Here is a 25,063-nt window from a genome sequence, read left to right on the forward strand (position 1 = left end):
CCGCCGATGAAGGATTGATATGAGCTTTCGCATCGCCACCGCCAACCAGTTCGACCGCACCGTGTTCCAGCTCGGTGTGCGCCAGAGCGAACTCGCCACGCAGCAAGAGCGCCTGGCCACCGGCAAGCGCGTGATGAAGGCCAGCGACGACCCGGTGGCGGCCACACTGGCCGAAGCCTCGCGCAACCGCGCCTCGCGCCTGGAGGCCGATCTGCGTGCGCTGCAAGCCTCGCGCACCAGCCTGCAGCAGGCCGAGTCGGGGCTGGCCGAGTCCAGCGACCTGATGATCAAGGTGCGCGAGCTGATGGTCTCGGCCGGCAACGGCTCCTACACCGACAGCGAGCGCGCCGATATTGCGCGCCAGCTTGAAGGCCTGCGCGAGCAACTGCTGGCCGTGGCCAACCGCACCGACAGCAACGGCCGAACGCTGTATGGCGGCCTGGGTGGCGCGTCCGTGCCGTTCGTGGATCTCTACGGCCCCAGCGGCAGCGGCGTGACCTTTCAGGGTCTGCGTGGCCAGCCGGCGCCGGGCGACACCAGCCTGCCGCAGACGCTGGACGGCGAGGCCATCTGGATGAAGGTGCCGGCCGGCAACGGCAGCTTCACGCTCACCGTGCCCAACAACAACGGCGGCAACGTCAGTACCAGCGCGGGCGAGGTCATCGACGCCACCCTGACCACCGGCAACGACTACCGCATCGACTTCTCGGTGGTGGCTGGCACGACCCAGTACACGCTGACCAACGTCACCACCGGCACGCCGGTGGCGGGCCACGTCGGGGTGCCGTACCAGAACGGCGGCACCATCCAGTTCGACGGGGTGAGCATCACCCTCAACGGTGCGCCGGCCAACGGCGACCGCGTGGACATGACCGCCAACACCGGCCCGACCGACGTCTTCACCGTGGTGCAGAACGCCATCGACGCACTGCGCTTCGACGGCCCCGGCGAAGCGGGCTACCGACAACAGGAACTGGCGCGCGCCATGACCGAGATCGACAACGCCCACGACCGTGTGCTGCTGGCGCGGGGTCGTGTGGGCGAGTGGCTCAACCGCGCCGATGCGCAGGAGCAGCTCATGAGCGATCGACAGGTCGACCTTGAGGTGGAACAGTCCAACCTCACCGACCTCGACATGGTCAAGGGCATCTCCGACTTCCAGAAGCAACAGACCGCCCTGGAGGCCGCGATCAAGTCGTATGCCCAGGTGCAGCGCCTGTCGCTGTTCAACCAGATCTGATTTCGCCACATGCTGCCGCCCGCCCACACCGTTCTGGACAGCGTTGCCATGGCGTATGTGCCGCTGTGGAACCGCGAGCGCGAGCTGGCGGGGGTGCGCCTGTGCGTGCGCGCCATCCACCCCGAGGGTGTGGACGCCAATCACCTGCTGCGCGCCATCGGCGAGGACTGGCCCGAGGCTGCACCGCCTTTGCTGCTGTCGCTGCAGACGCCGCGGCTGCAACAGCAGGCGCTGGCCTGCCCGCCGATCCACAACACCTGGCTGGAAATGCCGGCTTCGCTGTTCACCTCGCAAGAGACACTGGCGCGCCTGTCCATTGCCCAGCGCAAGGGCCACCACCTGGTGCGCGCCGGTGCGCTGGCGAAGTTGCGAGGCCTGCCCACGCCGGGCGTCAACCACCGCAACCTGCTCAGCGTGGCCCCCGAAGACCGGTTCGATGCATTGCCCGGCCAGATGGTCGAGGGCATCACCACACAGGACGGGGTTCGCCATGCCCTTGACGCAGCGAACGTGTCGGCCGTGGCCGGCTGGCCGGTGGCGGATGTGCTGCGCAACCACCGTGGCGCGCCGCTGCAATACGACCGCCGGGTTGTGCACCAGGTGCTGGAAGTCATCGACGACGAGGAGTGCTCGATCGAATACCTGGAGCGGCTGGTGCGCCAGGACCCGGTGCTGGTCTACCGCATCCTCATGATGGTCAACTCGGCCGCGTACGGCTTGCGCCGCGAAGTCGGCTCGCTGCGCCACGCGCTGATGGTGCTGGGCTTTCGCGAACTGGGCCGCTGGCTGGTCGAGCAACTGCCCGAGATCGAACCCGACGCCGACCTGCAACCGGTGCGCTTCGGCATGGTGATGCGCTCGCGCCTGGCGCAGCACCTGCTGGCCAGTGGCTCCGACGACATCCTGCGGGCCGAGGTCTACAACACCGCACTCCTGGCCCAGCTCGACGTGATGCTGCACCAGCCCTTGTCGGAACTGCTAGGCAAGCTGCCCCTGCCCGCACGCATGACCGATGCCCTGCTGCGCCACGACGGGCCGTACTTCGGCCTGCTCGACCTGGCCCGCCATATGGGCGACCCGGACAAGCTCGACCGCATGGAAACGCTGTGCCAGCGCCATGAGATGACGCTGGAGCAGGTCAACCGCGCGCTGCTGCGCATGCTGGCCACCAGCCGGCTGCACGCCAGCCGGCGTTCGGAGCGGCTGACCTTCTGACACCGCTTGGGCGGCCGACTGGGCGTAGCATCGCGCCCATGCCCGAGTCCTCCAAACACTCCCGCGCCCTGGTGCTGTTTTCCGGCGGCCAGGATTCGACCACCTGCCTGGCGCAGGCGCTCACCCGCTTCGATCACGTCGAGACCGTCGGCTTCGACTACGGCCAGCGCCACCGCGTGGAGCTGGACGCGCGCCGGGTGGTGCGGCGCGAGCTGAGCGAACGCTTTCCCGCCTGGGCGGCCAAGCTGGGCGACGACCACACGCTGGACCTGTCGGTGCTGGGTGCGCTGTCAGAAACCTCGCTCACCCGCGACATGGCGTACCGCATGGAGGCCAATGGGCTGCCCAACACCTTCGTGCCGGGTCGCAACCTCGTGTTCCTCACCATGGCGGGCGCGCTGGCCTACCGGCGCGGCCTGTCTGTGATCGTGGCCGGCGTGTGCGAGACCGACTTCTCCGGTTACCCCGATTGCCGCGACGACACCATGAAGGCCATGCAACTGGCCTTGTCACTGGGCATGGATACGCGGCTGCTGATCGACACACCCCTGATGTGGATCGACAAGGCCGACACCTGGCGCCTGGCGCAGACCCTGGGGGGCGAGGCGCTGGTCGACCTGATCGTCGAGCACACCCACACCTGCTACCGCGGCGACCGCGAGCACCGCCACGACTGGGGCTGGGGCTGCGGCAAATGCCCGGCCTGCCTCTTGCGCGAGCGCGGCTGGGCGGCCTTTCGCAAGGGGGCGTGGAATTGAACATCCGCCCCGACGATCTTCACGGCCTTGAAATTCAAACCCTGCTGCAGGAGCACCTGAGCCACATGCGGGCCATCTCGCCTCCCGACAGCGTGCACGCGCTCGACCTGGCGCGCCTGCGGCGGCCCGACATCCGCTTCTGGACGGCCTGGAACGGCAACGACCTGTTGGGCTGTGGTGCCCTCAAGCGCCTGGGTGAGCACGACGGCGAGATCAAGTCGATGCGCACCGCCGCGCGTCACCAGCGCCGCGGTGTGGGGCGCGCCGTGCTGAGCCACATCGTGGCCCACGCGCAGGCCGACGGCGTGCAACGCCTTTGGCTGGAGACCGGATCGACCGATCACTTCGCGCCGGCCCGTCGCCTGTACGCCGAGTACGGCTTTCAGCCTTGTGGCCCGTTTGCCGACTACCGCGAGGACCCGCACAGTGCGTTCATGCGGCTTGACCTCCGGCCTCTGACCCCGGCGAAACATGCGTGACGATCGGGTGCGGTTCCTGATATTCGGCTTCCTGCCGGCCTTGAATGTGGTGGCCTTGTTCGTCGCCAGCATTTTTGTGGCCACCAGCGGGCGCAGCGGCTCGGGCGCCGCGCTGGCGGTGGTGTTGCTGTCGATCCTGGTGTCGCTGGCGGCGGTGGTCCACGCTGGCGTGCGGCGCGCGCGCGACCTGGGTTGGTCGGGCACCACCACCGTGGTGGTGATCGGCCTGTGCATCGTGGTGATGCCGCTGGTGCCCGTGCTGCTGCTGTGGTTGCTGCTCGCACCGGGGCAGCCCGCGACCGAAGTGCCGCAGCCGACCAGCCTCAACCGCTGGCTGGCGTGGGTGCTGGTGCTGGGTGCTCCCTGGATGCTGACCCTGGTGGCGCGCTCACTGGGCTGAGTCGACCGCCTGCACCTGGTGGCGCGGACCGTTGGCTGCGCCCGGTACCAGGTCCCATTGCCGGGCGTGGAACGCGGCCACCGATGGGCGATGCGCGATCGAGATCAGCGCGCCATTCTGTTCGCGCACGCGCTCGCGCAGACGCGCGTACAGCTCAGCCTCGGCCGACTCGTCCAGCGCACTGGTGGCCTCGTCCACGAACAGCCAGCGCGGCTGCTTGAGCAGCGCGCGGGCGATGGCCAGGCGCTGTTGTTCGCCGCCCGAGAGCTTCTGGCCCCAGGCATCGTGTTCGTCCAGCCGGTGCACAAGGTCGGGCAGCAAGGCGTCGCGCAGGGCCTGCTGCAGATCGGCGTCGCTGTGCGCATCGGCGGGCTGCGGGTAGGCGAGCGCGTCGCGCAGGCTGCCGTTGGGGAAGTAGGGCCGCTGCGGCAGGAACATGGCGCGCGTGCCGAAGTCGGTGGGCAGGCGCAATCGGCGCAGCACCCAGGGCCAGATGCCCGCCAGGCCACGGAACAGCGTGGACTTGCCGCTGCCCGACGGGCCCTTGAGCAGCACTGTGTCGCCGGGGGCCACGCGCAGGCCGTGCGCCGCCAGCAAGGGTGTGCCGCCGGGCAGCGCCAGCTCCAGGTCGTCGATGGCGATGGCGTCGTCGGCCGCGACCTCGCCGGCGTGCGTGGTGCGCTCGCTGGGCAGTGCGGCGAAGCTTTCCTCGAAGCTGGTGATCCGGTCGGTGGTGGCGCGCCAGGCGGCCAGGCTGCTGTAGTTGTCGACGAACCAGGAGAGCGAGTCCTGCACGCGCCCGAAGGCCGAGGCGATCTGCATCAGCTCACCCAGCTGGATGGCGCCGCTGAAAAAGCGGGGCGCGGCCACGATGAACGGGAACACCACGGCGGCCTGACCAAAGCCCGCGGTGAACCAGGTCAGGCGCTTTTGCGCGTTGATGAGCTTGAGGTAGTTGGCCAGCACATCGGCAAAGCGCAGGCCGAGCTGGCGGCGCTCCACCGGTTCGCCTTTGTCCAGCGCGATCGACTCGCTGTATTCGCGCACCCGCACCAGGTGGTGGCGGTAGTCGGCTTCGTAGCGCTGCTGCTGGAAGTTCAGCGCGATCTGCGGCCGCCCGATGTAGTGCGTGGCCACGCTGCCAAGCACACAGTAGATGACGGCCATCCAGACCATGAAGCCCGGGATGTCGTAGGACTGGCCCTGGAAGCTGAAGCCGAAGCTGCCGGACAGCGTCCAGAGAATGCCCACGAAGCTGACCAGCGTGACCACCGCGTTGAGCAGCCCCATGGACAGACCCACGGTGTAGCTGGTGAAGAGGTTCATGTCCTCGGCCAGGCGCTGGTCGGGGTTGTCGGGTGGGGCGTTTTCGCCGCGGGCGTAGCGCGCCAGTTCCATCTGATAGAAGCGCTGGTTGCTCAGCCAGCGGTCCATGTAATGGCGTGTCATCCACGAGCGCCAGCGCATCTCAAGCAGTTGGGTCAGGTAGAAGCGGTAGACCGCGATGACGATGAAGCCGAAGGCCAGGTAGGTGAAGCGCCCCAGCTCGCGCCAGAAGACGGCGGCGTCCTTGTTCTGCAGCGCGTCGTAGAACACCCGGTTCCACTCGTTGAGCAGCACCAGCATGTAGACCGCGGCCAGGTTGAGCACCACGATGGCGGCGAACAGGGTGCGCGCCTTCCATTTCTCGTCGGACGAGAAATAGGGGGTCGAGAGTCGCCAGGCCTTGCCGGCGAATTCGCGGAAGGCCTGGAGTTTGCTGGGTGGGTTCATGGGTGGCCCTTGGGCTCGTTGGAGATGCCGGCGGCCACATGCCCGGCGGGCACGTGCTGCGCAGCGGCTTCGATGTGACCGGTCTGATCGTCGAAGAAGAAGTCTGGTTCAAATTCGCGCAGAAATTCGCCTTTGGGCAGGCCGCCCAGGAACATGGCCTCGTCGATCTCGATGTTCCAGTTCATGAGCGTGCGGATGGCGCGCTCGTGGGCGGGGGCGCTGCGTGCGGTCACCAGCGCGGTGCGCACGCGCATGCGCGGCGTGCCTTCCTGCTGCAGGCGGTGCAGGGCTTCCAGCAAGGGCTTGAACGGGCCGCCGGCCAGCGGCAGCGCGGCCTTGCTGGCCTCGTGCTCCTGGAAGGCGCTCAGCCCCTGGGCCTGGAATACGCGCTCGGCCTCGTCGGAGAACAGCACCGCATCGCCGTCGAAGGCGATGCGCACCTCGTGCGGGTGCTGGTCGCTGGCGCGCACCGAGGTCGGGTAGACCTGGGCCGCCGGCACGCCGGCATCGAGCGCGGCACGCACGTCGGCCAGGTGGGCCGACAGAAACAGGTTGGCGCGCAGCGGGCGCAGGTAGCGCCAGGGCGACTGGCCGCGCGTGAAGCTGCCACGCTGGATGGGCAGCCCGTAGTGCTTGGCCGAGCGGAACACCCGCATGCCCGAGACGGGGTCGTTGCGCGAGAGGATCACCACCTCGACGCGTTGGGTGTCGGGGTCGTTGAAGGCCAGCAGCTTGTGCACCAGCGAAAAGGCCACGCCGGGGGCGGCGGGTTCGTCCAGGCGCTGCAACTGCAGCTGCATGTAGGCCTTGTCGTCGCCTTGCTCGAAGATGCGGTTTTCTTCTTCGAAGTCGAACAGCGCACGCGAAGAAATGGCGACAACAAGCTTGCCGTCCAGGGTCACAGCCATGGCGCTACTTCACGAGGGTATTGAGCTGGATGATCGGCAGCAGCACCGCCAGCACGATGAGCATCACCACGATGCCCATGGCGACGATCAACAGCGGCTCGAGGATGGTGGCCAGCGACATGGCGCGGCGCTGCACCTCGGCAGCGAGTTGCTCGGCCGCGCGCTGCAGCATCTGCGGCAGCTGGCCGGTCTGTTCGCCCAGGCGGGCAAACATGCTCAGCAGCGGCGGGAAGCGCTTCTTGGCCGACAGGGCCGAGGCCAGGGGCGCGCCTTCGCGCACACGCACCAGCGCATCGAGCGCGTCCTCGCGCAGGGCGCGGTTGTGCAGGGTTTCGGCCGCTGTCTGCAGGGCGCGCAGTATGGGCACGCCCGCACCGGCCAGCATGGCCAGGGTGGCGGCAAAGCGTGCGGCGTTGAAGCCCCGCGCCAGCCGGCCGATCACCGGCAGACCGAGCACGGCCGAATCGATGCGCAGGCGCACCGCGTCGCGCTTGCGCGCCAGCCAGAAGCCGACACCGCCCGCGACCAGCAGGATCAGCATCAGCCAGCCCCACTCCCGCACGAAGCCGCTGATGGCCATCATCACCACGGTCAGCCAGGGCAGGGCGCGTTTGCTGCCTTCAAACACGCCCGCCACCTGGGGCACCACGTAGCTCACCAGGAACACGACGATGGCGATGGCCACCAGGGTGACGATGGCTGGGTACAGGGCGGCGGCGATGAGCTTGTTGCGCAGGGCTTCGCGGGCTTCGAGGTCGTCGGCCAGGCGTTCGAGCACGGTGCCGAGCTGGCCGCTTTGTTCGCCCGCGGCCACCACGGCGCTGTAACTGGCGGCGAACTCGCGCGGAAACTGCGCCAGCGCGCGCGCGAACGCCGAGCCGGCGTTGACCTCGGCGCGCAGCGTGGCCACCAGGTTGCGCACCTTCTCGTCTTCGGCCTCTTCGGTCAGGGCCGACAGCGCGCGCTCCAGCGGCATGCCGGCGGCCACCAGGCCGGCCAGCTGGCGCGTCCACACGCCCAGGGTGGTGGCGTTGAAGACCCGACCGCCCCAGAGCGTGACGTTGAGGCCCTTGCCGGTGGGCTCGCTGGCAGTGGTGCTGGCCGGCTCGACCGACAGCGGCACCAGAGCGCGCGCCCGCAGCTGGGTGCGTGCGGCGCGTGCGGTGTCGGCGTCGATCAGCCCCTTGTGCGACTGGCCGTCGGCGTCGAGGGCTTCGAAGGTGTAGGCGGGCATGTCAGCGGGTGGGGTCGGCGCGGCGCGGTACCAGAGCTCATTCTCGGGTGACCGACATCACCTCTTCGGCCGAGGTGATGCCGGCGTCGATCAGGCGCTGGCCGTCCTCGCGCATGGTGTGCATGCCGCCCTGTTCTGCCGCCACGAACAGCTTGCTTTCGGCCGCGCGGTTGTGCACCAGTGCGCGGATGCTGTCGTCGGCCACCATGAGTTCGTAAATGCCGGTGCGGCCCTTGTAGCCGCTCTGGTTGCAGTGGGGGCAGCCCACCGGGTGCCAGCGACCCTGCTCGTCCTGGCGGCGGCAGTGCACGCAGAGCTTGCGCACCAGGCGCTGGGCCAGCACCCCGAGCAGCGAGCTGCTGAGCAGAAAAGGCTCCACGCCCATGTCGGTCAGGCGGGTGATGGCGCTGGGGGCGTCGTTGGTGTGCAGCGTGGCCAGCACCAGGTGGCCGGTGAGCGAGGCCTGGATGGCGATCTGCGCGGTCTCGTGGTCGCGGATCTCGCCGATCATGATCACGTCCGGGTCCTGACGCAGCAGGGCGCGCAGTGCCTTGGCGAAGGTGAGCTCGATCTTGGGATTGACCTGGGTCTGGCCAATGCCGGGCAGCTCGTATTCGATCGGGTCTTCGACCGTCATGATGTTCTGCGTGCCCGCATCAAGGCGTTGCAGCGCGGCATACAGCGTGGTCGTCTTGCCCGAGCCGGTGGGGCCGGTGACAAGGATGATGCCGTGTGGCTGCTTGATCAGGCGCTCGAAGCGGGCCAGCACGTCGCCCTGCATGCCCACCGATTCGAGGTTGAGCTTGCTTTCGCTCTTGTCGAGCAGACGCAGCACGGCGCGCTCGCCATGGGCGCTGGGCAAGGTGGACACGCGAACGTCGACCGCACGGGTGCCGATGCGCAGACTGATGCGGCCGTCCTGCGGCAGGCGCTTTTCGGAGATGTCGAGCTCGGCCATGATCTTCAGGCGCGAGATCAGCGCCGCGTGCAGCGCGCGGTTGGGTTGCACCACCTCGCGCAGCGTGCCGTCGACGCGAAAGCGCACGCTGGAGTGGCGCTCGAAGGGCTCGATGTGGATGTCGCTGGCGCCGTCGCGCGCGGCCTGCGTGAGCAGCGCATTGAGCATGCGGATGATGGGCGCGTCGTCGGCGGTCTCGAGCAAGTCCTCGATGGCCGGCAGCTCCTGCATCATGCGGCTGAGGTCGGCGTCGCTTTGCACCTCGCTGACCACGGCCGCCGCGCTCGACTCGCCTTGCGAGTAGGCCACGCTGATGCGCTGGCGCAGGCCCTCGGGGTCTTCCCAGCGGATGTCGCCCACGCGGTGCTGGCGCAGGATCTCGGACAGCGCCGACAGCCGCCGCGTTTGCGACTCGGCGTCGGAGGCCGCACCGCGGCTGCCGATCAGAATGAGCTCGCCGGCGTCTTCCTCGAGCAGCCACTGGTGCTCGCGGGCGAAGGCGTAGGGCAGCGGGTACTTCACGCGGGGCGCCTTACTGGGCTGGCGTGGTCGGTGCCGGTGCCTGGCCCGGAGCCGGGACGGGTGTCGGGGTGGCCGGCTGGGCAGCGCCCGGTGCCTGGCTGGTGGGCGCATTCGGGTCGGGCACGCGCGGCGCCCGCGGGAACGGCAGGGCGTTCGGGTCGAGCTGGGGCGCGCCGTTGATCTGCAGCACACCGTTCTGCTCGGGTTGCGCATCGCGCTGCACAGCGCGCATCTGCTCGTAGCGGTCGAGCGCGAGGTTGGTCGTGTCGCGACCATCGCGCATGACCACCGGGCGCAGGAAGACCATCAGGTTGGTTTTCTTGCGGCTGCGGCTTTCGCTGCGGAACAGGTTGCCCAGCAGGGGCACGTCGCCCAGACCGGGCACCTTGTCCTGGTTGGCGGCAAATTCGTCCTGCAGCAGTCCGCCCAGCACCACGATGGCGCCGTCGTCGACCAACACGGTGCTTTCGATGCTGCGCTTGTTGGTGATCAGCCCGGTGCTGGAGTTGACCGAGGACGCCGCCACACTGCTGACCTCCTGATAGATGGTCATCTTGATGGTGCCGTTTTCGCTGATCTGCGGCTTCACCCGCAGCGTCAGGCCGACGTCCTTGCGCTCGATGGTCTGGAACGGGTTGACCGAGCCGTTGGTGGCCCCGGTGTTGGTGAACTGGCCGGTCACGAAGGGCACGTTCTGGCCGATCACGATCTTGGCTTCTTCGTTGTCGAGCGTGAGCAGGTTGGGCGTGGACAGGATGTTGCCAGCGCCGTTCTCTTGCAGGAAGCGCGCGAGGAAGCCCAGCACGTACACGCCGTTGGTGCGGCGCGCCAGGCCCACGTTGAGGCCCGCGTTGGGCAGGGTCTCGCCCTGCGCCAGGTTGAGGATGTTGCTGCCGCCGGTGCCGAAGTTGGTGCCCAGCAGGCCGATCACGCGATCGCCCGATTTGCCGGTGGCGCCTTGCCACTGGATGCCGAACTCGGCCGCCTTGTCGTCGTTGACCTCGGCGATGAGGCTTTCCACATAGACCTGCGCGCGGCGCGAGTCGAGCTGGTCGATCACGGCGCGCAGCTGGCGATATAGCGGGTCGGGCGCGGTGATGATGAGCGAGTTCGTCGCCGGGTCGGCCTGGATCTGGCCACCAGTGGACGGCTGCGCGCTGGCCGCCACCGGCGTGGTGGCGGGTGTGCTGCCGGCCGCGCTACCCAGGGCCACGCTGGTGCTTCGCGTGCTGCTGCCCAGGGCCGAGGTCGATGCGCCACTGTCGCCGGCGGCCATGGCTGCGCGCAGGGTGGTGGCCAGTGCGGTGGCGTCGGCGTTCTTGAGATAGACGACGTGGATGTTGCCGCTGACTGCCGCCGCCGAGGGTTGGTCCAGCCGCACCACGAGCGACTTGGCCAGCGCCAGACGCGCCGGGTTGGCCGCGCGCAGCACCAGGCTGTTGCTGCGCGAGTCCGCGAGGATGGTGGTGCGAAAGCTCGCGTCACCGCCCTGGGCCGCGCCGGCCGTGCCACTGGATTCGATGAGGCGCAGCACCATGGGCGCGACGTCGGCGGCCACGGCGTGCTGCAGGGGAATGATCTCGATGTCGCTGGCACCGGGTGTGTCCAGCGCCGAGATGATGCGCGCCACGCGCTGCAGGTTCTCGGCGTAGTCGGTGATGATGAGCGAGTTGTTGCCCGGGTTGACGTTGATGGTGTTGTTGGGCGGGATCAGCGGGCGCAGCACCGGCACCAGGTTGTTCGCGTTCTCGTGGTTGAGCCGGAAGATCTGGGTGACGACCTGGTTCGATGACGGCAGCGCCGACGCCGAGCCGGCGTTGACCACGTTGCCCTGCAGCTTGGCGTCGGCCTCGGGCACGATCTTGTAGAGGCCACCGGTGTCGACCAGGGCAAAGCCTTGCAGGCGCAGCGCGGCCGCGAACTGGTTGAGCGCGGCCGTCGGCGGTACCGGGCGGTCGGTGGCCAGGTTGACGGTGCCGCGCACGCGGGGGTCGACGACGACGCTGCGGCCGGTGATGGTGGCCATGGTGCGGGCCACGGCTTCGATCTCGGCGTTGACGAAGTTCAGCGTCACCGGCTCGGTGCGGCGGGACTGGGCCTGGGCGTCGGCGGGCGGTGCCGGCAGCAGGCCCAGCGCCATGGCGCAGGCCAGCGCGAGAGCGCTGCTGCGGCTGGCCGAGGGAGTAAGGGCAAACATGGCGCGATCCTATCTGTTGGCTGGCGTCAATCAACCGATGGTGATGACGGAGCGAGGGCCGTTGCGGCGGCCCACGATGTTGAGCAGGTTGGTCAGTGCGAGTTCGTTGCCGGGTGCCGCCTGGGCGTCGCCGGCAAAGCGCAGCCGCCCGCCGACCCATTGGCCCTGGCCTTGCAGCAGCAAGGCGCCGCCCACGGTGTCGAGATCGAGTCGGGCGGTGTTGCCCTCGGCGTCGGCGCGCAGGCTGGCCCGGTAGCTGCCCAGCGGGCGCACGCTGGCCAGGCGCGAGGCGAGGTCGATGGCGTCGATGACCAGGCCACCCTGCAACTGCAGACGGCCACTGGCCATGCGCACGCCGAAGCCGTCGGAGCGCAGTGCCAGGGTGCCTTCGAGGCGAAGCGTGTTCCAGGGGGTGCCCAGACCGACCAGCAGCTCCGCCGGCCAGCGGCTCTCGAATGGCGCCACATCAAGGGCGGAGCCACCCAGGCTGGGCTTGAAGGTCAGGCGGATGGCCTGGGATGTGCAGCACGGTGCGGTCAAGGCCAGGCCGACCGCCGGGCCGCCGTCGTGCCAGGCCGGACGCAGGCGCCAGGCCACGCCCTGGGGCAGGGCGCTGCGGCTGCGGCTGCCTTCGCCGCCGGTGAACATCAGATCGGCGCGGCCGTTCCAGATGGAGCCGCGCGCATTCACGAACTGCAGCTGACCGCCCGTGGCCTGTGTGAGGGCATCGCCCAGCCAGCGTGCCGGTGCGAACAGCAGCACGGCCAGCACCAGCCCGAGCACGGAGGCCAGGATGGCGAAGCGGCGGATGGCGACGGGACTCATGGTTCAGTTCCCGGCCAGAGGAGGCCCGCCCACCACCAGCGTGCCGGTCCAGCCGCCCGAGGCGGCGTCGCGGCTGATCTGCGACTCGACCGGCAGCAGCCGGGCGTTGATGCGCACCTGCTGCAGCCATGCCGCCAGCGCCTGGGGTGGGGTCTGACGCAGGGCCAGCGTGGCGCGCTCGCCCAGCACCGAGATCTGGCCGGTGCCGCCCAGGCCGACGGTGGCGGCCTCAAGTGCGCGCAGGGCTTCGTCGCGCGACGGTGGCGCGGTGCCGGATTGCGCGCGCAAGGCCTCGGCCGTCTGCGCCATCTGCTGCATGCGGGCCAGTTGGGCGTCGAGAGCGGCGTGCTGGGCCGGTGCGGCGCGCAGGGTGTGCCAGGCGGGTGCAATGGCCACCATCCAGAGCAGGCCCAGGCCCACCACCGTGGCGGCGATCAGCACCAGGCGGCGCTCGCGCGGCGACAGCGAGGCCAGCCAAGCCGAAGCCGCCGCCAGACCACGGGTCGGCGAGCTTTTGGAGAAGGGGGAAGCGGTGTCGGCCATGGCGGTCGGGGTCACGGTTGCGGGGCCTGCAAGGCCATTTCCTGGCCGTCGAAGCGGGCGCGCCAGCCACCGGCCTGCAGCGCTTGCTGCAGTGCGCGCACCTGCTCTTCGCTGGCGCGCCAGCCGGCCAGCTTGAGGCCGTCGGCGCCATAGGCAAGGCGGGTGGGTGTGAGCGGGTTGGCGCCGGCCGCGCGATCGATGGCGCCCAGCAGCGACTCCATGTCGCTCACCGACAGCAGGCCGCTGGCCTGTTGCAGGCGGGCCAGTTCGCGCTGCATCTGGACCGGCGCGTCGATCACGGTGGTGACCTGGGGGAAGGTGCCGGTGAGGGTGGTGCGCACGGCGTCGGTCTTGGCGCGCAGGCTGTGCCGCTCCTGCCAGGCCACGAGGTTGAGGCCCAGCAGCTGTGCGGCCAGCAAGGCCACCAGGCCCCAGCGGGCGGCGCGCCAGTGCGGCGCGCTGCGAAACTGCCGCCAGCTGCGGCGCAGGCGCTGGCTGCGGCGGGCGTTGGACGACAGGCTGAGGTCGAACTGCGCCAGGTTCCAGTCGGTCTGGCCGGCGCGCAGCAGCCACTGCGCGGGCAGGATGGGGTCGAGGTGGCGCCCGAGGGCTTGCTCGGCCAGCTCGAGCACGAGCGGGTCGGCCAGCCAGACGTCGAGACTGCGCGCGACGGAGCTGTCGTCGCCGGCGCCGGGGATCAGGGCGTCGATGGGCGGGGTGACCGCGGCTTCGCCCAGGGGAATGCAGCTCACGCCCAGTGGTGTGGCGCTGGCCAGCCAGGTTTGCTGGCCATCGATGTGGGCCCAGTGCAGCAGGCTGGGTGCCTCCATGGCGAAGCTGCGCGTGGTGCCGGGTGCGGAAGGAGCGGCCGCCGAGACCATGGGCCACATGAGCGGCGCGATGCGGGACACGGGGCGCCCGGACGATTCCAGTGCGCGGACCCAGCCACGCAAGGTGTCGCGGGCGGTGCTGGCCACCCACACCGGCTGGCCAGGGCGCCCACCGGGCTCCAGCGCGTGGTGCAGTTCGCCCACGTCACACAACACCCGGTCTTCGAGCATGCCGTCCAGGGCGGCGCGCAGCTTGGGTCCGCTGACCTTGGGCAAGGCCAGCCGGTGCCACGACAGGGCGCGCGGCGGCAGCGCCAGCACCAGTTCGTCGTCGCGCGGCAGCAGCGACAGGGCGCATTCGCCGTCGTCGTCGAACTGGTGGCCATCGGTGGTGCGCACCCATTGGATCAGGGTGGACGCCGCACTCGGGCTGGCAAGGTAGTCGACCGGGGTGACGATGAGCACAGTCAGGTTTTCAAAGGGTGGAACGGGGCATTCTAGGTAGGCCGCACGACAAATCGACCGTTTCGGCCCCGGCGGCGTTGCGCAGCGGCTTCAACGGCGTGTAAAGCGCTCGCGCCAGACGATGCGCACATCAAGGTTGCGCCGCACCACCAGCGAGCGCTCCTCGATCACCGTGTCGTCCAGCCGCAGCCGCCCGCGGACCTCGAAATAGCTGCTGCGCACGCCGTGAAACTGGTCGGACAGCAGCTGGGTTTCGCTGCTGCCCAGGGCGCGGGAGGCCTCGCCCATGGAGCGGAACGGCGTGCGTTCGCGCGCCGCGATGAGGCGCTGGGCGCGCGCCAGGTCCAGCTCGGCCGAGGACGCGGCGATGGCTTCGGCACTGGCGGTGTTCAGGTTGAGCGTGGTGCGCTGCGGCAGCACGGTGAGGTGGGGCTCGAGCCGGGCGAGGCTCTCCAGTGAAATGCCCAGCCACGCCAGTTGCGACAGCTTGGCGGGCAGCAGGGGGGTGCGCGAAGGCTGCGGATCGTTCTGGGCCGCCCGGGTGGTGGCCAGCAGCTCGTCGGCGGCGCTGCGCAGCTCGCTGGCGGGCAGGCCGAGCGAGGTCCACAGCCGCTGCAGGGCCTGCAGGTCGGGCTCCGACAGCTCGATGGTGGTGGGCCCACCGCTGACCGATTCGCGCCGGATGATGTTGTTGAAGTTCAGTCGCGACTGCTGGTCGATCATTTCGCCGGACAGGAAGGCCTGCAGCACGCTTTCGGCGCTGTTGTCGCGGTCGGCCGCCAGAAAGCTGGCCAGGCGGGCTTCTTCCAGGGGCAGCGCCCAGGGCTCGCCCAGGTGGTCGGGGTTGCCGCTGGTCTGGTTGCCGCGCGCGTCTTCGCGCAGGATGAGCCGTGCCCAGTCGAGCGCGCCGGCCAGGATCCACGCGGCCTGTGCCCGTTGGCGCTCGGCCTGCTCGACCTCGATGGAACGCCACTGCTGCCAGGCCGCACTTGCGGCCAGGGCGGCCACCAGCGTGACGGTGAGCATGGCCAGCAGCAGTGCGGCACCGCGTTGGCGCGTCGCCGTGGTCATGGCGCGGCCTCCAGTGTGGGACGCACCCAGTCGCGCACCAGCATGCCCTGCAAGGGCAGCCCGGGGCCGAGCGTGAGCTGCAGCCGCACCCCGTTGGGCAGGCCGGCGTTGGGGGTGAAGTCTTCCTCGCTGCCACGGCTGCCCACGTCAGCGGCCGACTGCGGGTTGGTCCAGGTCTCGCCACGGTGGTAGTACAGCTGCCAGGCATCGGCGCGCACCAGCGCCAGGGCGCTGTCGGCCTGGGGGGCGGTCAGGGCGTCGGCGCCACCGGTGCCAGGCGACAGGCGCCCGGCGGCCCATTCCGCCGCGCGCTGCCAGGCCCGGGCCAGCTCGTCGCGCTGGCGCAGCGGGCCGGACTGCCAGCGCGACCACTGCAGTCCGCCGGGGCCCGGCAGCAAAGCCCAGGCGACGACGCGGATGCCGCGGCTGTCGAGGCCGGTCTCCATGGGGTCGCGCCGGGTGAGGCGAAGCAACTGCCCGTTGAATTCGATGGGCGTCACCTCCCGGGTGTCGATCAGGGCATCGAGATCGGCGTTCCACTGGCCAAAGGCGGCCTGCAGCCGCAGCATGGCGTCGGCCCGCGTCTGGGTGGCCGCCTGCGTGCGTCCCATGCCGTCGATGGCGCGCCAGCTGAGCAAGGCGATGGCCGACAGAATGGCCAGGGCCACCAGCACCTCGACCAGTGTGAAACCGTGGGATGGGGCGGCGCGTCGCATGGTTGGCGTCCGGGCGCTCAGTAGCGGCCCTGGATGGTGGACAGCGTCAGCAAGCGCACGGCGTCGTCGCCGCCGCCCTGCAGTACGGTGGCATCCACCCGCCGGAAATTCGGGTTGGGCGTGGGCGAGACCGACACCCGCACCCGCAGGGCGCGCCCCACCTGTTCGCACACCACCTCGCTGTCGCCGGTGCCGGGGAGCTGGCGCTGCAGCCGCAGGGCGGTCAGCACGTTCTCGGCACACATTTGGGCCAGCCATTGATCGGTCTGGCGCTCGGCATTGCGTGTGAGTGCGCCAGTGGCCTGCAGACCGGCAGTGAGGGTGAGCGCCACCACGCCGAGGGCCACCAGCACCTCGATGAGGGTGAAGCCGCGCCAGCGTTTCATGGCTCGTTAACAACACCGAACGGGCCCAGGCCGTCGGTGCCCAGGGTGACCCGACGCTCGCCGAGTGCCAGCACCAGCCGCTGGGCGGGAATCAAGGGCTCCGGGCCCAGCACCAGGTTGCTGGCACCCGGTGGCTGCACCACGCGCACTCCGGTGTCGGTGTTCAACCAGGCGTGCAGTCCCTCGCGCACATCGGCTGGACGGTCGCCGCCGCGATCGGCCGGCAGGCCGATGAACTCGAAGCCATGAGGAGCGGGGCGCCAGACGACGGGCAGGCCGCTGGTGCGGGACTGGGCCCGGGCCGATTCGAGCATGGCCGACAGGCGCATGGCCTCGCGCTCCAGACGCGTGCCGCTGTCGTCCCGCAGGGCCAGCGTCACGCTGGCCGTGGCCAGGGCCACGATGGCCACCACGACCATGATCTCCAGCAGGGTGAAGCCGCGGTGCTGGCGATGCATGACAGGGGCCGTCAGCGGGGCGGCCGCCTCACTGCCAGCTGCCGACGTCGGCGTCGGCGCCTTCGCCACCGGGTTGGCCATCGGCGCCCAGAGAGAGCACGTCAACCTCGCCGTGCACGCCGGGGTTGAGGTACTGGTATGGCCGCCCCCACGGGTCGTTGGGCAGCTTGTCGAGGTAGCGACGCCAGTTCGGGGGCACCGGGTTGGCGCCGGGCTTGGCGGTCAGTGCGCCCAGGCCTTGCTCGGCGGTGGGAAATCGCTGGTTGTCGAGCTTGTACAGCTTGAGCGCCTGCATGAGGTTGTTGACGTCGGTGCGCGCGGCCGTCATGCGGGCATCGTCGGTGCGATCGAGCACGTTGGGCACGATCAGTGCCGCCAGCACGCCGATGATGACCAGCACCACCATGAGCTCGATGAGGGTGAAGCCGCGCTGCATGGCGCGCCGAAGTGGGGGAAGGGGTCGAATCAAGCGCGTCTCCGGTGCGGTGTCCGCAAGGCCCCACAGAAGGGGTCGGTCGATGATAATGCGCCCCCATGGCAACCGATCGAGGCTTTGGTCATTCGGTGTTTCTGGGCGAAGGCGCCAGTGGCGTCACGCCACGGCGCTCGCCCGCTCTGGTGGCGGTGCTGCTGTGGGCCGCCGCAGGGCTCAGCGTCGGTTACTGGGTGTTGCAGGTGCTGGGGCAATCGCCGCTGACGCCGGTGGCTGCGACGGCCAGCCTGCCCGTCGCGCCGGAGCCCGCTGCCCTGGCTCGCGTGCTGGGCGCAGCACCCGAGGCGGTGGTGGCTGTCGAGGCCGCAGCACCCCCGCCGCTGGCGTCTCGCTTTCAGCTGCTCGGCGTCATCGCCGAGGGGGCAGAGGGCGGGGCCGCGTTGATTGCGGTGGACGGCCAGCCGCCCAAGCCGTATCGCGTGGGTGCTGAGCTTGAGGGCGGTGTGGTACTGCAGTCGGTGCAACGGCGGTCGGCACGGCTGGTGCCCGTGGGCTCAAGCGGTGGCGCGCCAATCGAGCTCAGCCTTCCGCCGCCCCCGGGCGCGGCGTCCTGATCGGTGTGCGTCAGGCCGACGCGTCCATGACCGCCTGAGCCGACTGCAACAGCGGCCAGGCCAGCAGCGCGCCGACACCCTGGTTGAGGTTGAGTTCCAGATCGAGCAGCGGATGCGCGCGCAAATGGATGAGCATCAATCGATGCGGTGAAGCAGCGCCGCGCTGCGCGAACACCAGGTAGTCCGCCACGCTCGGGCTCAGGCCTCTTGCCACCAGCGCGGCCGCACCCGCCACAAAGCCGTCGACGAGCACGATCCGCCGCTCGCTGCCGGCCTGCAACATGGCGCCCACCTGCATCGCAATCTCGAAGCCACCGAAGGCCGCGAGCGCATGAATGGGCGACAGGGCAGCCCCATGGCGCTGGGAGGCGGCCTGCAGTTTGTCCAGGCGCTGCCAGTGCAGGGTGTCGTCCAGCGAGGTGGCACCGGGGTCCTCGCGCGCGAAGGCATCGACCACGGGCACACCACACAGGCGCGACAGCAGCAACGAGGCGCTGGCGGTACCGGCGACACCGACATCGCCCAGCGCGATCACCGTGCCCGGCAGATGCCGGACTACGTCCATACCGGCGTGGATAGCCGACACCGCTTGCGTCAGCGACATGGCCGGCCCGAACAGGCAGTTGCGGGTGCCGTAGCCGATCTTGCGCGACTGCAGGGTGACGGTGTGGTGCCCGGGCGGTGGTTGGTTGATGGGGGTGCCGACGCCTGCGTCGACCACCGTGAGGTCAAAGCCATGCTGGCGCGCCAGCACGTTGGCCGGGGACTTGCCCGCCAGCAATTGCACCACTTGCTCGTGCGTGACGGATTGCGGCCATTCGCTCAGCCCCTCATCGGCCAGGCCATGGTCACCCGCGAAAACCACCAATTGAGGGGCGTCGAACACCAGCAGATCGAATGGCAGCGGGCTGCCGTTCTGAATGCGTGCGAGCTGCAGGGCCAGCTGTTGCAGGCGGCCCAGGCCCAGCGCGTCCTGGCCTGGCACGGCCATGCGCAGCATCAGGGTGTGGTCCAGCGTGGCGTCGGCGGTTGCCGCAATGGGCGGCAACCGCAAGCCGGGAACCGGTGCATGCGGGCGCGAATGGAAAGGGATCAGCGCGGGATCGCGGGCCATGGCAATCCGGCCTCAGCTGCGCAGGAAGAGGCGATAGGCCGGATTGTCGGTCTCCTCCACGCAGGGGTAGCCCAGCGTGGCGAGAAAGTCGGCAAACGCGGCGTTGTCACCGGGCGGCACCTGCAGGCCAACCAGGATGCGGCCGTAGTCCGCGCCCTGATTGCGGTAGTGGAACAGGCTGATGTTCCAGTTCGGTTGCATCAGGCTCAGGAACTTGAGCAGCGCGCCCGGGCGCTCGGGAAACACAAAGCGCAGCAGACGCTCGTCCTGTACCTGGGGTGAGCGTCCGCCAACCAGATGGCGCACGTGCTCCTTGGCCAGCTCGTCGTGGGTGAGGTCCAGGGTTTCAAAGCCGTGCTTGCGCAACTGGCCTGCAATGCGGGTCGATTCGCCTTTGGCCGAGGTGGTGAGCCCTACGAACACATGCGCGCGCGTGTCGTCGTGCATGCGGTAGTTGAATTCGGTGACGTTGCGCGCCGTGCCGGGCAGGGCGCCGATCACCTCGCAAAAGCGGCGAAAGCTGCCGCGCTCTTCGGGCATGGTGACCGCGAACAGTGCTTCGCGTTCTTCACCCACTTCGGCCCGTTCCGCCACGAAGCGCAGGCGGTCGAAGTTCATGTTGGCGCCGCACAGGATGGCCGCGTAGGTCTGACCCTTGGTCTTGTGCTTGGCGACGTACTGTTTGACGGCCGCGACCGCCATCGCTCCCGACGGCTCCACGATGCTGCGCGTGTCCACGAAGATGTCCTTGATGGCGGCGCAGACTGCATCGGTGTCGACGGCGATGTACTCGTCCACCAGTTCGCGGGCGATGCGGAAAGTTTCTTCACCCACCAGTTTGACGGCGGTGCCGTCGGCGAACAGGCCCACGTCGGGCAGCGTGATGCGCTGCTGCTCGGCGACCGAACGCATCATGGCGTCGGAGTCCGTCATTTGAACGCCGATGACCTTGACCTCGGGCCGCACGGCCTTGATGTAGTTGGCCACGCCGGAGATGAGGCCGCCGCCGCCAATGGCCACGAACACCGCGTCGAGGCGGTCCGAGCCCAGGCGCTGCAGCTGGCGCAGGATTTCCATGGCGATCGTGCCCTGACCCGCAATCACGTCCGGATCGTCGAACGGGTGCACGAAGGTCAGCCCCTGGGCCTGTTGCAGTTCAACCGCATGGGTGTAGGCGTCCGAGTAGCTGTCGCCACGGAGCACCACCTCGCCGCCCAGGCCCTTGACCGCGTCGATCTTGAGCTGCGGGGTCGTCACCGGCATGACGATCACCGCGCGAATGCCCAGCTTGCGCGCACTGAGCGCCACGCCCTGGGCGTGGTTGCCCGCCGATGCGCAGATGACGCCCTTGGCCAGTTGATCGGCCGGCAGGTGCGCGATCTTGTTGTAGGCGCCGCGCAGTTTGAAGCTGAAGACCGGCTGCTGGTCCTCCCGCTTGAGCAGCACCGTGTTGTGCAGGCGCCGCGACAGCGCTCGGGCGGTATCGAGGTCCGACTCAACCGCCACGTCGTACACGCGGGCGGTCAGGATTTTCTTGAGGTAGTCGGCGGGCGTCAGCGCCGGTTGGGGCGAGGTCATCGGCCGATCATATCGACGGACAAAAAAAACCCGGACCGATGGAACCGGTCCGGGTTGGAATCCACCCGTGGAGGGTAGAGGAGACAACCTTCAATACAATGACGCAAGTATATCGCCGGCATGCTGCAACGCAACATCCTGTGGCGGTTTGCCCTCATTTTTAGAGCGCCGCACCCAGACGGTGCGTGCGCTTTCACACGGAGCACAGATCAATGGAATGCACGGTGACCTGGACCGGCGCCTCGGGTACGCGTTCGGCCATGGGATTCGTTGCCGAGACCGGCAGTGGGCACGTGCTCACCATGGACGGCGCGCCCGATGCGGCCAAGCCAGGGAACGGCGGAGCCAATCTGGCGCCACGGCCCATGGAGACGGTGCTCGCGGGAACGGGCGGGTGCACCGCCTATGACGTCGTGCTCATCCTCAAGCGCGGGCGGCACGATGTGCATGGGTGTTCGGTCAAGCTCACCAGCGAGCGGGCCGAGACCGACCCCAAGGTGTTCACCAGGATCCACATGCACTTCACGGTGACCGCCAAGGGCGTGCCGGCGGCCGCCGTCGAACGCGCCATCGCCATGAGCCACGACAAGTACTGCTCGGCGAGCATCATGCTTGCCAAGACCGCCGAGATCACCACCAGCTTCGACCTCGTCGAGGCCTGACCCAGTCCGTCAGATGCGGTGGGCGACCGTGGTCATGACCTTGGCCATGGCGCGCATGGCTTGCCGCACGGGCGCGGGCAGGAGCTGACCACCGCCTTGCAGCGCGTCGCGCGCGTGGCGGGCCTCGTCGTCCTTCATCTGCGCCACGATGGCCTTGGAGGCATGGTCATTGGCGGGCAGGCGATCCATGTGCGAGGCCAGGTGCGCTTCAACCTGGCGCTCCGTTTCGACGACAAAGCCCAGGCTGACGCCGCGCCCCAGTCGCCCGGCCACCAGACCGAGGCCGAAAGCGCCGGCGTACCAGAGCGGGTTCAGCAGCGAAGGGCGCGACCCCAGCTCGTCCAGCCTGGCCTGGGTCCACGCCAGGTGATCGGTTTCTTCATGACCGGCGCGTTCCAGGCGCTGGGCGAGGGCTTCCCGGCTGGCCTCATCGCCGGCCGAACCCCAGCGGGCGGCGAGCGCCTGAGAGGTGTACAGCGCTTGCGCACAGACCTCGCCCACGTGGTTGACGCGCATCAATGCACCAGAAAGGTGCCTTTCGTCGGGACTGAGCGTGTCGTCGGTTTGCTGCTCGGCGATAGTCGGACAAGGCTTGCTGGCGCGGGGCGCGACAAACAAGGTGCGAAGTGCAGCGTCGGCAGCGCTCAACAGGGCGTCGGTGCGAGAGGACATGGGTCGCGTCGGAGTCATTCGAGAGGGCTCCATCCTGCCATGAGCCCAAGCCTGCGTCTGGCGCCATTTGACCGTACCCAGCGCCCAGGCGCAGTGCGTGGACGAACACGAAGGCATCAAGGGTAAGCCCTGATTTCGTCGCTACCGAACAACAACGGCACCACCTCGGGGCAGAAGGGCGGGGCCAAACATGGCGCGAGCGGTGTCTTTCTGTTGCAATCAGCGGAGCTTCCTGCAACGGAGCTTGGCTTGGGGGCTGAGACCCCCGGCCTGTCAACTCAACCTTGGAGAACTCCTCAATGAAAAAGACCCTGATCGCTCTGGCTGCCGTTGCAGCCTCCAGCGCAGCACTGGCCCAGTCGTCGGTGACCCTGTTCGGCATCATGGACATCAACATCCGCAATGTGAGCCAAGGCGGCCAGAGCCTGACCTCCATGAGCCAGGATGGCACCGCTTCGAGCCGTCTGGGCTTCCGTGGTGTGGAAGACCTCGGTGGTGGCATGAGCGCCGGCTTCTGGCTGGAAGGCTCGCTGAACCCCGACAGCGGCACCTCCGGTGGCCTGCAGTTCCAGCGCCGCAGCACCGTGAGCCTGATGGGCGGTTTCGGTGAAGTGCGTCTGGGCCGTGACTACACCCCGACCTTCTGGAACCACACCGTCTACGATCCGTTCGGCACCAACGGCGTTGGCAGCTCGATCAACACCTTCGGCGTGCTGGGCAGCGGCGCCACCACCCTGGTGCGTGCCAACAACACCCTCGGCTACTTCTCGCCCAAGTTCGGCGGATTCCAGGCCCAACTGCAGTACGCCTTCAAGGAAACCTCGGTGTCGCAAGACCCGAACAAGTACGCCGGTGTTCGCCTGACCTATGCTGCTGGTCCTCTGAGCCTCGGCCTGGCCACCGCTTCGGAAGGTTCCGCTGCAGCCAACGCCAACGCCTACAAGCGCACCAACTTCGGCGCTTCGTATGACTTCGGCTTCATCAAGCCCATGTTCCAGTACGCCCAGGGCAAATTCCAGCCGAACGCTGGCGCAACCCAGAAGGTCAAGCTGGTTCTGTTGGGCCTGACCGCTCCCGTGGGTCCTGGCCTGATCAAGGCTTCGTACGTGCGTTCCAGCTACGACAACTTCGCCGACGACGCCAAGCAGATCGCCATCGGCTACGAGTACGGCCTGAGCAAGCGCACCGCCCTGTACGCCAACTACGCTCGTATCTCCAACGACGCGGCTGCCACCTTCGGCCTGAGCCCCAACGCCGCCGCCGTGCCGGCCGGTGGTAGCTCGCGTGGCTACGAGTTCGGTATCCGTCACGCTTTCTGATCGATTGCGGGTTACCCGCAGCTGATCTGAAGCTTGATCTGAAAGCCACCGCTTCGGCGGTGGCTTTTTTTTGCTCGATGCAGAGTGAAGGGATGCGTGGCGCGAAGTTTGCATTGATGAGTTCGGGTGCCGGTGCGTTGTGGGTGAGCAACACTCCCTTGGGTTTTCAGCAGCATTCCTAGGGGTCAACCCTGAAACCAGAGGTCGACTCGCCTACCATCACGGCAGTTTCAGAAATCTGAAATACCCGTTTCTTCTCCCCCTACTACTTCGAAGGAAGATCTATGAAGAAGTCTCTCGTTGCCCTGGCCGTGCTGGGTGCTTTCTCCGGCGTCGCCAGCGCGCAATCGTCCGTGTCGATCTATGGCCTGATGGACGCCTGGGTTGGCAGCCAGCGTGACGGTGCCCCGGGCACCAAGTCGACCACCGTGCTGAACAGCGCCGGCCTGTCCACCAGCCGTCTGGGCTTCAAGGGCAGCGAAGACATCGGCGGCGGTCTGTCGGTGATCTTCGGCCTGGAAGCCGGTCTGAGCGTTGACAACGGCCAAAGCAATGCCGGTGGCGCGCTGCAATTCAACCGCCAATCTTTCGTCGGTTTCTCGGGCGGCTTCGGTGAAGTCGTCGCCGGCAAGGTCTGGACCGCTTACGACGACATCGAAGCTGGTGCGCACCAACTGGGTGGCGCAACGAACTTCGCCGTTGAGTACTCGGTGATGGACACCGGCAACAACTACACCGGCAACCCGAACAACGGCTTCAAGTACAGCTCGCCCGAATTCGGCGGCTTCAGCGGTGCCGTGTCGTACTCGCTGGACGAAAGCGCCACGACCAAGAGCAACGTGATGGCCTTCCACGTCAAGTACAACGGTGGCCCGATCTACGCTGGCTTCGCCTACCAGGACGAAGGCGACACCGCCGACATCAAGTACACCCGCATCAACGGTTCGTACGACTTCGGCGTGGCCAAGCTGCTGTTGACCTACGGCCGTGTGAAAGAAGCGGCTGGCAAGGCCAACGAGTACAGCATCGGCGTGGACGTCCCCATGGGCGATGCGCTGACCCTGTCGGCTGGCTACGCCATGCACAAGGCCAAGTCGGGCTACAGCACCTTCGCTACCAACGAGAAGGCCCGCGGCCTGGGCCTCGGCGCTACCTACATGGTGTCCAAGCGCACCACGCTGTACGCAGCCATGGTCACCGCCGACAAGAAAGACCCGTCGGGCGCCAAGACCAACGAACTGCGCCGCTATGGCGTTGGCGTTCGCCACACCTTCTGATCGATCTTCGGATCCTTCTGAATGCAAAAACCGCCCGGTTGCCCGGGCGGTTTTTTTTCGTCAGTGCAAAACCTGCTGGCTTACTTCTTGGGTGCAGTGGTGGCCGGCGTTTCAGGCTTGGCGCTGGTCGGTTTGAACGACTCGCCGTTGACGGTCAACCCTTGCTGGGACAGGCCGCTCGCTCGCTTTTCGCCGATGCCGGGGACGCGCTTGATGAGGTCTGCCCAGCTTTTGAATGGTGCGCCTTTTCGTTGTTCGACGATCTTGCTGCTGGTGCCGGGCCCGACACCCTTGATGCTGTTGAGGTCGGCTTCGTTGGCCTTGTTGACGTCGACGGCAGCGAAGGATGCGGCCGCAACAACGGTGAGAAAGGTGGCAAGGATTGCGCGCTTCATGTGTGATTCCCTGAGGTTGGT

General features: G+C 68.3%; 26 protein-coding genes. 9 read left to right on the plus strand and 17 right to left on the minus strand.

Annotation, left to right across the window (positions count from 1 at the left end; genetic code table 11):
* Positions 1 to 19 precede the first annotated feature (19 nt).
* Genes flgL through KF871_RS07465 form a run of 5 tightly spaced genes read left to right on the plus strand, consistent with a single transcriptional unit; the run spans position 20 to position 4,092 of the window.
* The gene (flgL, locus tag KF871_RS07445) at positions 20 to 1,240 is read left to right on the plus strand and encodes a flagellar hook-associated protein FlgL (protein WP_291140182.1); all 1,221 of its coding nucleotides are present in this window, start codon (positions 20 to 22) and stop codon (positions 1,238 to 1,240) included.
* A 9-nt stretch (positions 1,241 to 1,249) separates the two neighbouring features.
* A complete protein-coding gene (locus tag KF871_RS07450; RefSeq protein ID WP_291140184.1) occupies positions 1,250 to 2,455 on the plus strand; it encodes an HDOD domain-containing protein in 1,206 nt (401 codons plus the stop codon).
* 38 nt (positions 2,456 to 2,493) lie between these two features.
* A complete protein-coding gene (gene queC / locus KF871_RS07455; protein WP_291140187.1) occupies positions 2,494 to 3,213 on the plus strand; it encodes a 7-cyano-7-deazaguanine synthase QueC in 720 nt (239 codons plus the stop codon).
* Complete coding sequence (locus tag KF871_RS07460) at positions 3,204 to 3,692, plus strand: GNAT family N-acetyltransferase (RefSeq protein ID WP_291140189.1); 489 nt, start codon at positions 3,204 to 3,206, stop codon at positions 3,690 to 3,692. The genes queC and KF871_RS07460 overlap by 10 nt, the downstream gene beginning before the upstream one ends.
* Entirely contained in the window at positions 3,685 to 4,092 is a 408-nt protein-coding gene (locus KF871_RS07465; protein ID WP_291140191.1) for a DUF805 domain-containing protein, read from the plus strand. The genes KF871_RS07460 and KF871_RS07465 overlap by 8 nt, the downstream gene beginning before the upstream one ends.
* Here the strand turns inward: KF871_RS07465 and KF871_RS07470 are convergent.
* The 13 genes from KF871_RS07470 to gspG form a co-directional block, all read right to left on the minus strand.
* Positions 4,081 to 5,865, minus strand: coding sequence for an ABC transporter ATP-binding protein/permease (locus KF871_RS07470; RefSeq protein WP_291140192.1), 1,785 nt, complete (start codon positions 5,863 to 5,865; stop codon positions 4,081 to 4,083). The two genes, KF871_RS07465 and KF871_RS07470, sit on opposite strands and share 12 nt — an antisense overlap.
* The gene (locus KF871_RS07475; RefSeq protein WP_291140194.1) at positions 5,862 to 6,773 is read right to left on the minus strand and encodes a 5'-nucleotidase; all 912 of its coding nucleotides are present in this window, start codon (positions 6,771 to 6,773) and stop codon (positions 5,862 to 5,864) included. Before KF871_RS07475 ends, KF871_RS07470 begins: the two co-directional genes overlap by 4 nt.
* A gap of 4 nt (positions 6,774 to 6,777) precedes the next feature.
* Complete coding sequence (gene gspF, locus KF871_RS07480; RefSeq protein WP_291140195.1) at positions 6,778 to 8,007, minus strand: type II secretion system inner membrane protein GspF; 1,230 nt, start codon at positions 8,005 to 8,007, stop codon at positions 6,778 to 6,780.
* Positions 8,008 to 8,044: 37 nt separating this feature from the next.
* Complete coding sequence (gene gspE, locus KF871_RS07485) at positions 8,045 to 9,487, minus strand: type II secretion system ATPase GspE (protein WP_291140196.1); 1,443 nt, start codon at positions 9,485 to 9,487, stop codon at positions 8,045 to 8,047.
* A 10-nt stretch (positions 9,488 to 9,497) separates the two neighbouring features.
* Positions 9,498 to 11,627, minus strand: coding sequence for a type II secretion system secretin GspD (gene gspD / locus KF871_RS07490; RefSeq protein WP_291140260.1), 2,130 nt, complete (start codon positions 11,625 to 11,627; stop codon positions 9,498 to 9,500).
* A gap of 87 nt (positions 11,628 to 11,714) precedes the next feature.
* Complete coding sequence (gene gspN, locus KF871_RS07495) at positions 11,715 to 12,509, minus strand: type II secretion system protein N (protein WP_291140197.1); 795 nt, start codon at positions 12,507 to 12,509, stop codon at positions 11,715 to 11,717.
* 3 nt (positions 12,510 to 12,512) lie between these two features.
* The gene (gene gspM / locus KF871_RS07500) at positions 12,513 to 13,052 is read right to left on the minus strand and encodes a type II secretion system protein GspM (RefSeq protein ID WP_291140198.1); all 540 of its coding nucleotides are present in this window, start codon (positions 13,050 to 13,052) and stop codon (positions 12,513 to 12,515) included.
* Between the two features lie 11 nt (positions 13,053 to 13,063).
* A complete protein-coding gene (gspL, locus tag KF871_RS07505) occupies positions 13,064 to 14,347 on the minus strand; it encodes a type II secretion system protein GspL (protein ID WP_291140200.1) in 1,284 nt (427 codons plus the stop codon).
* Between the two features lie 90 nt (positions 14,348 to 14,437).
* Positions 14,438 to 15,418 carry a type II secretion system minor pseudopilin GspK gene (gspK, locus tag KF871_RS07510; protein ID WP_291140202.1) on the minus strand — a complete coding sequence of 327 codons (981 nt, stop codon included), beginning with the start codon at positions 15,416 to 15,418 and terminating at the stop codon, positions 14,438 to 14,440.
* Positions 15,415 to 16,134 carry a prepilin-type N-terminal cleavage/methylation domain-containing protein gene (locus KF871_RS07515; protein ID WP_291140204.1) on the minus strand — a complete coding sequence of 240 codons (720 nt, stop codon included), beginning with the start codon at positions 16,132 to 16,134 and terminating at the stop codon, positions 15,415 to 15,417. The genes gspK and KF871_RS07515 overlap by 4 nt, the downstream gene beginning before the upstream one ends.
* 17 nt (positions 16,135 to 16,151) lie before the next feature.
* Positions 16,152 to 16,520, minus strand: coding sequence for a type II secretion system minor pseudopilin GspI (gene gspI, locus KF871_RS07520; protein ID WP_291140206.1), 369 nt, complete (start codon positions 16,518 to 16,520; stop codon positions 16,152 to 16,154).
* Positions 16,517 to 16,978 carry a prepilin-type N-terminal cleavage/methylation domain-containing protein gene (locus KF871_RS07525; RefSeq protein ID WP_291140208.1) on the minus strand — a complete coding sequence of 154 codons (462 nt, stop codon included), beginning with the start codon at positions 16,976 to 16,978 and terminating at the stop codon, positions 16,517 to 16,519. The genes gspI and KF871_RS07525 overlap by 4 nt, the downstream gene beginning before the upstream one ends.
* Before the next feature lie 28 nt (positions 16,979 to 17,006).
* A complete protein-coding gene (gspG, locus tag KF871_RS07530; protein ID WP_291140262.1) occupies positions 17,007 to 17,414 on the minus strand; it encodes a type II secretion system major pseudopilin GspG in 408 nt (135 codons plus the stop codon).
* Positions 17,415 to 17,512: 98 nt separating this feature from the next.
* On the opposite strand from gspG, the gene KF871_RS07535 reads away from it, so the two are divergent.
* Positions 17,513 to 18,025, plus strand: coding sequence for a type II secretion system protein N (locus KF871_RS07535; protein ID WP_291140210.1), 513 nt, complete (start codon positions 17,513 to 17,515; stop codon positions 18,023 to 18,025).
* Between the two features lie 10 nt (positions 18,026 to 18,035).
* On the opposite strand, the gene KF871_RS07540 is transcribed toward KF871_RS07535, so the two are convergent.
* Together KF871_RS07540 and ilvA are read right to left on the minus strand one after the other, a co-directional pair.
* Entirely contained in the window at positions 18,036 to 19,139 is a 1,104-nt protein-coding gene (locus tag KF871_RS07540) for a nicotinate-nucleotide--dimethylbenzimidazole phosphoribosyltransferase (RefSeq protein WP_291140212.1), read from the minus strand.
* A gap of 12 nt (positions 19,140 to 19,151) precedes the next feature.
* Positions 19,152 to 20,717 (minus strand): threonine ammonia-lyase, biosynthetic, encoded by a 1,566-nt coding sequence (gene ilvA / locus KF871_RS07545; RefSeq protein ID WP_291140214.1) that lies wholly within the window; start codon positions 20,715 to 20,717, stop codon positions 19,152 to 19,154.
* Between the two features lie 212 nt (positions 20,718 to 20,929).
* Between ilvA and KF871_RS07550 the strand changes: the two genes are divergently transcribed.
* The gene (locus KF871_RS07550; protein WP_291140216.1) at positions 20,930 to 21,379 is read left to right on the plus strand and encodes an OsmC family protein; all 450 of its coding nucleotides are present in this window, start codon (positions 20,930 to 20,932) and stop codon (positions 21,377 to 21,379) included.
* A gap of 9 nt (positions 21,380 to 21,388) precedes the next feature.
* Here the strand turns inward: KF871_RS07550 and coq7 are convergent, their stop codons facing one another.
* Positions 21,389 to 22,051, minus strand: a complete 663-nt coding sequence (coq7, locus tag KF871_RS07555; RefSeq protein WP_291140218.1) for a 2-polyprenyl-3-methyl-6-methoxy-1,4-benzoquinone monooxygenase — start codon at positions 22,049 to 22,051, stop codon at positions 21,389 to 21,391.
* Positions 22,052 to 22,350: 299 nt separating this feature from the next.
* Between coq7 and KF871_RS07560 the strand changes: the two genes are divergently transcribed.
* Both KF871_RS07560 and KF871_RS07565 read left to right on the plus strand, forming a co-directional pair.
* Positions 22,351 to 23,370 carry a porin gene (locus KF871_RS07560; RefSeq protein ID WP_291140220.1) on the plus strand — a complete coding sequence of 340 codons (1,020 nt, stop codon included), beginning with the start codon at positions 22,351 to 22,353 and terminating at the stop codon, positions 23,368 to 23,370.
* Positions 23,371 to 23,654: 284 nt separating this feature from the next.
* Positions 23,655 to 24,647, plus strand: coding sequence for a porin (locus tag KF871_RS07565; protein ID WP_291140222.1), 993 nt, complete (start codon positions 23,655 to 23,657; stop codon positions 24,645 to 24,647).
* Between the two features lie 80 nt (positions 24,648 to 24,727).
* On the opposite strand, the gene KF871_RS07570 is transcribed toward KF871_RS07565, so the two are convergent.
* The gene (locus tag KF871_RS07570) at positions 24,728 to 25,042 is read right to left on the minus strand and encodes a helix-hairpin-helix domain-containing protein (RefSeq protein WP_291140224.1); all 315 of its coding nucleotides are present in this window, start codon (positions 25,040 to 25,042) and stop codon (positions 24,728 to 24,730) included.
* Positions 25,043 to 25,063: the final 21 nt, after the last annotated feature.

This window comes from Hydrogenophaga sp. (assembly GCF_019635465.1).
Taxonomy (GTDB): domain Bacteria; phylum Pseudomonadota; class Gammaproteobacteria; order Burkholderiales; family Burkholderiaceae_C; genus Hydrogenophaga.

Coding starts and splice junctions, on each gene's coding strand:
- KF871_RS07450 (WP_291140184.1), top strand. CDS start 1,250: ATGCTGCCGCCCGCCCACACCGTTCTGGACAGCGTTGCCATGGCGTAT.
- KF871_RS07515 (WP_291140204.1), bottom strand. CDS start 16,134: ATGCGACGCGCCGCCCCATCCCACGGTTTCACACTGGTCGAGGTGCTG.
- KF871_RS07565 (WP_291140222.1), top strand. CDS start 23,655: ATGAAGAAGTCTCTCGTTGCCCTGGCCGTGCTGGGTGCTTTCTCCGGC.
- KF871_RS07535 (WP_291140210.1), top strand. CDS start 17,513: ATGGCAACCGATCGAGGCTTTGGTCATTCGGTGTTTCTGGGCGAAGGC.
- coq7 (WP_291140218.1), bottom strand. CDS start 22,051: ATGTCCTCTCGCACCGACGCCCTGTTGAGCGCTGCCGACGCTGCACTT.
- gspI (WP_291140206.1), bottom strand. CDS start 16,520: ATGAAACGCTGGCGCGGCTTCACCCTCATCGAGGTGCTGGTGGCCCTC.
- ilvA (WP_291140214.1), bottom strand. CDS start 20,717: ATGACCTCGCCCCAACCGGCGCTGACGCCCGCCGACTACCTCAAGAAA.
- KF871_RS07560 (WP_291140220.1), top strand. CDS start 22,351: ATGAAAAAGACCCTGATCGCTCTGGCTGCCGTTGCAGCCTCCAGCGCA.
- gspG (WP_291140262.1), bottom strand. CDS start 17,414: ATGCAGCGCGGCTTCACCCTCATCGAGCTCATGGTGGTGCTGGTCATC.
- queC (WP_291140187.1), top strand. CDS start 2,494: ATGCCCGAGTCCTCCAAACACTCCCGCGCCCTGGTGCTGTTTTCCGGC.
- KF871_RS07550 (WP_291140216.1), top strand. CDS start 20,930: ATGGAATGCACGGTGACCTGGACCGGCGCCTCGGGTACGCGTTCGGCC.
- gspM (WP_291140198.1), bottom strand. CDS start 13,052: ATGGCCGACACCGCTTCCCCCTTCTCCAAAAGCTCGCCGACCCGTGGT.
- KF871_RS07465 (WP_291140191.1), top strand. CDS start 3,685: ATGCGTGACGATCGGGTGCGGTTCCTGATATTCGGCTTCCTGCCGGCC.
- gspN (WP_291140197.1), bottom strand. CDS start 12,509: ATGAGTCCCGTCGCCATCCGCCGCTTCGCCATCCTGGCCTCCGTGCTC.
- flgL (WP_291140182.1), top strand. CDS start 20: ATGAGCTTTCGCATCGCCACCGCCAACCAGTTCGACCGCACCGTGTTC.
- gspD (WP_291140260.1), bottom strand. CDS start 11,627: ATGGCGCTGGGCCTGCTGCCGGCACCGCCCGCCGACGCCCAGGCCCAG.
- gspF (WP_291140195.1), bottom strand. CDS start 8,007: ATGCCCGCCTACACCTTCGAAGCCCTCGACGCCGACGGCCAGTCGCAC.
- KF871_RS07540 (WP_291140212.1), bottom strand. CDS start 19,139: ATGGCCCGCGATCCCGCGCTGATCCCTTTCCATTCGCGCCCGCATGCA.
- KF871_RS07525 (WP_291140208.1), bottom strand. CDS start 16,978: ATGCATCGCCAGCACCGCGGCTTCACCCTGCTGGAGATCATGGTCGTG.
- gspK (WP_291140202.1), bottom strand. CDS start 15,418: ATGACCACGGCGACGCGCCAACGCGGTGCCGCACTGCTGCTGGCCATG.
- KF871_RS07475 (WP_291140194.1), bottom strand. CDS start 6,773: ATGGCTGTGACCCTGGACGGCAAGCTTGTTGTCGCCATTTCTTCGCGT.
- KF871_RS07470 (WP_291140192.1), bottom strand. CDS start 5,865: ATGAACCCACCCAGCAAACTCCAGGCCTTCCGCGAATTCGCCGGCAAG.
- KF871_RS07570 (WP_291140224.1), bottom strand. CDS start 25,042: ATGAAGCGCGCAATCCTTGCCACCTTTCTCACCGTTGTTGCGGCCGCA.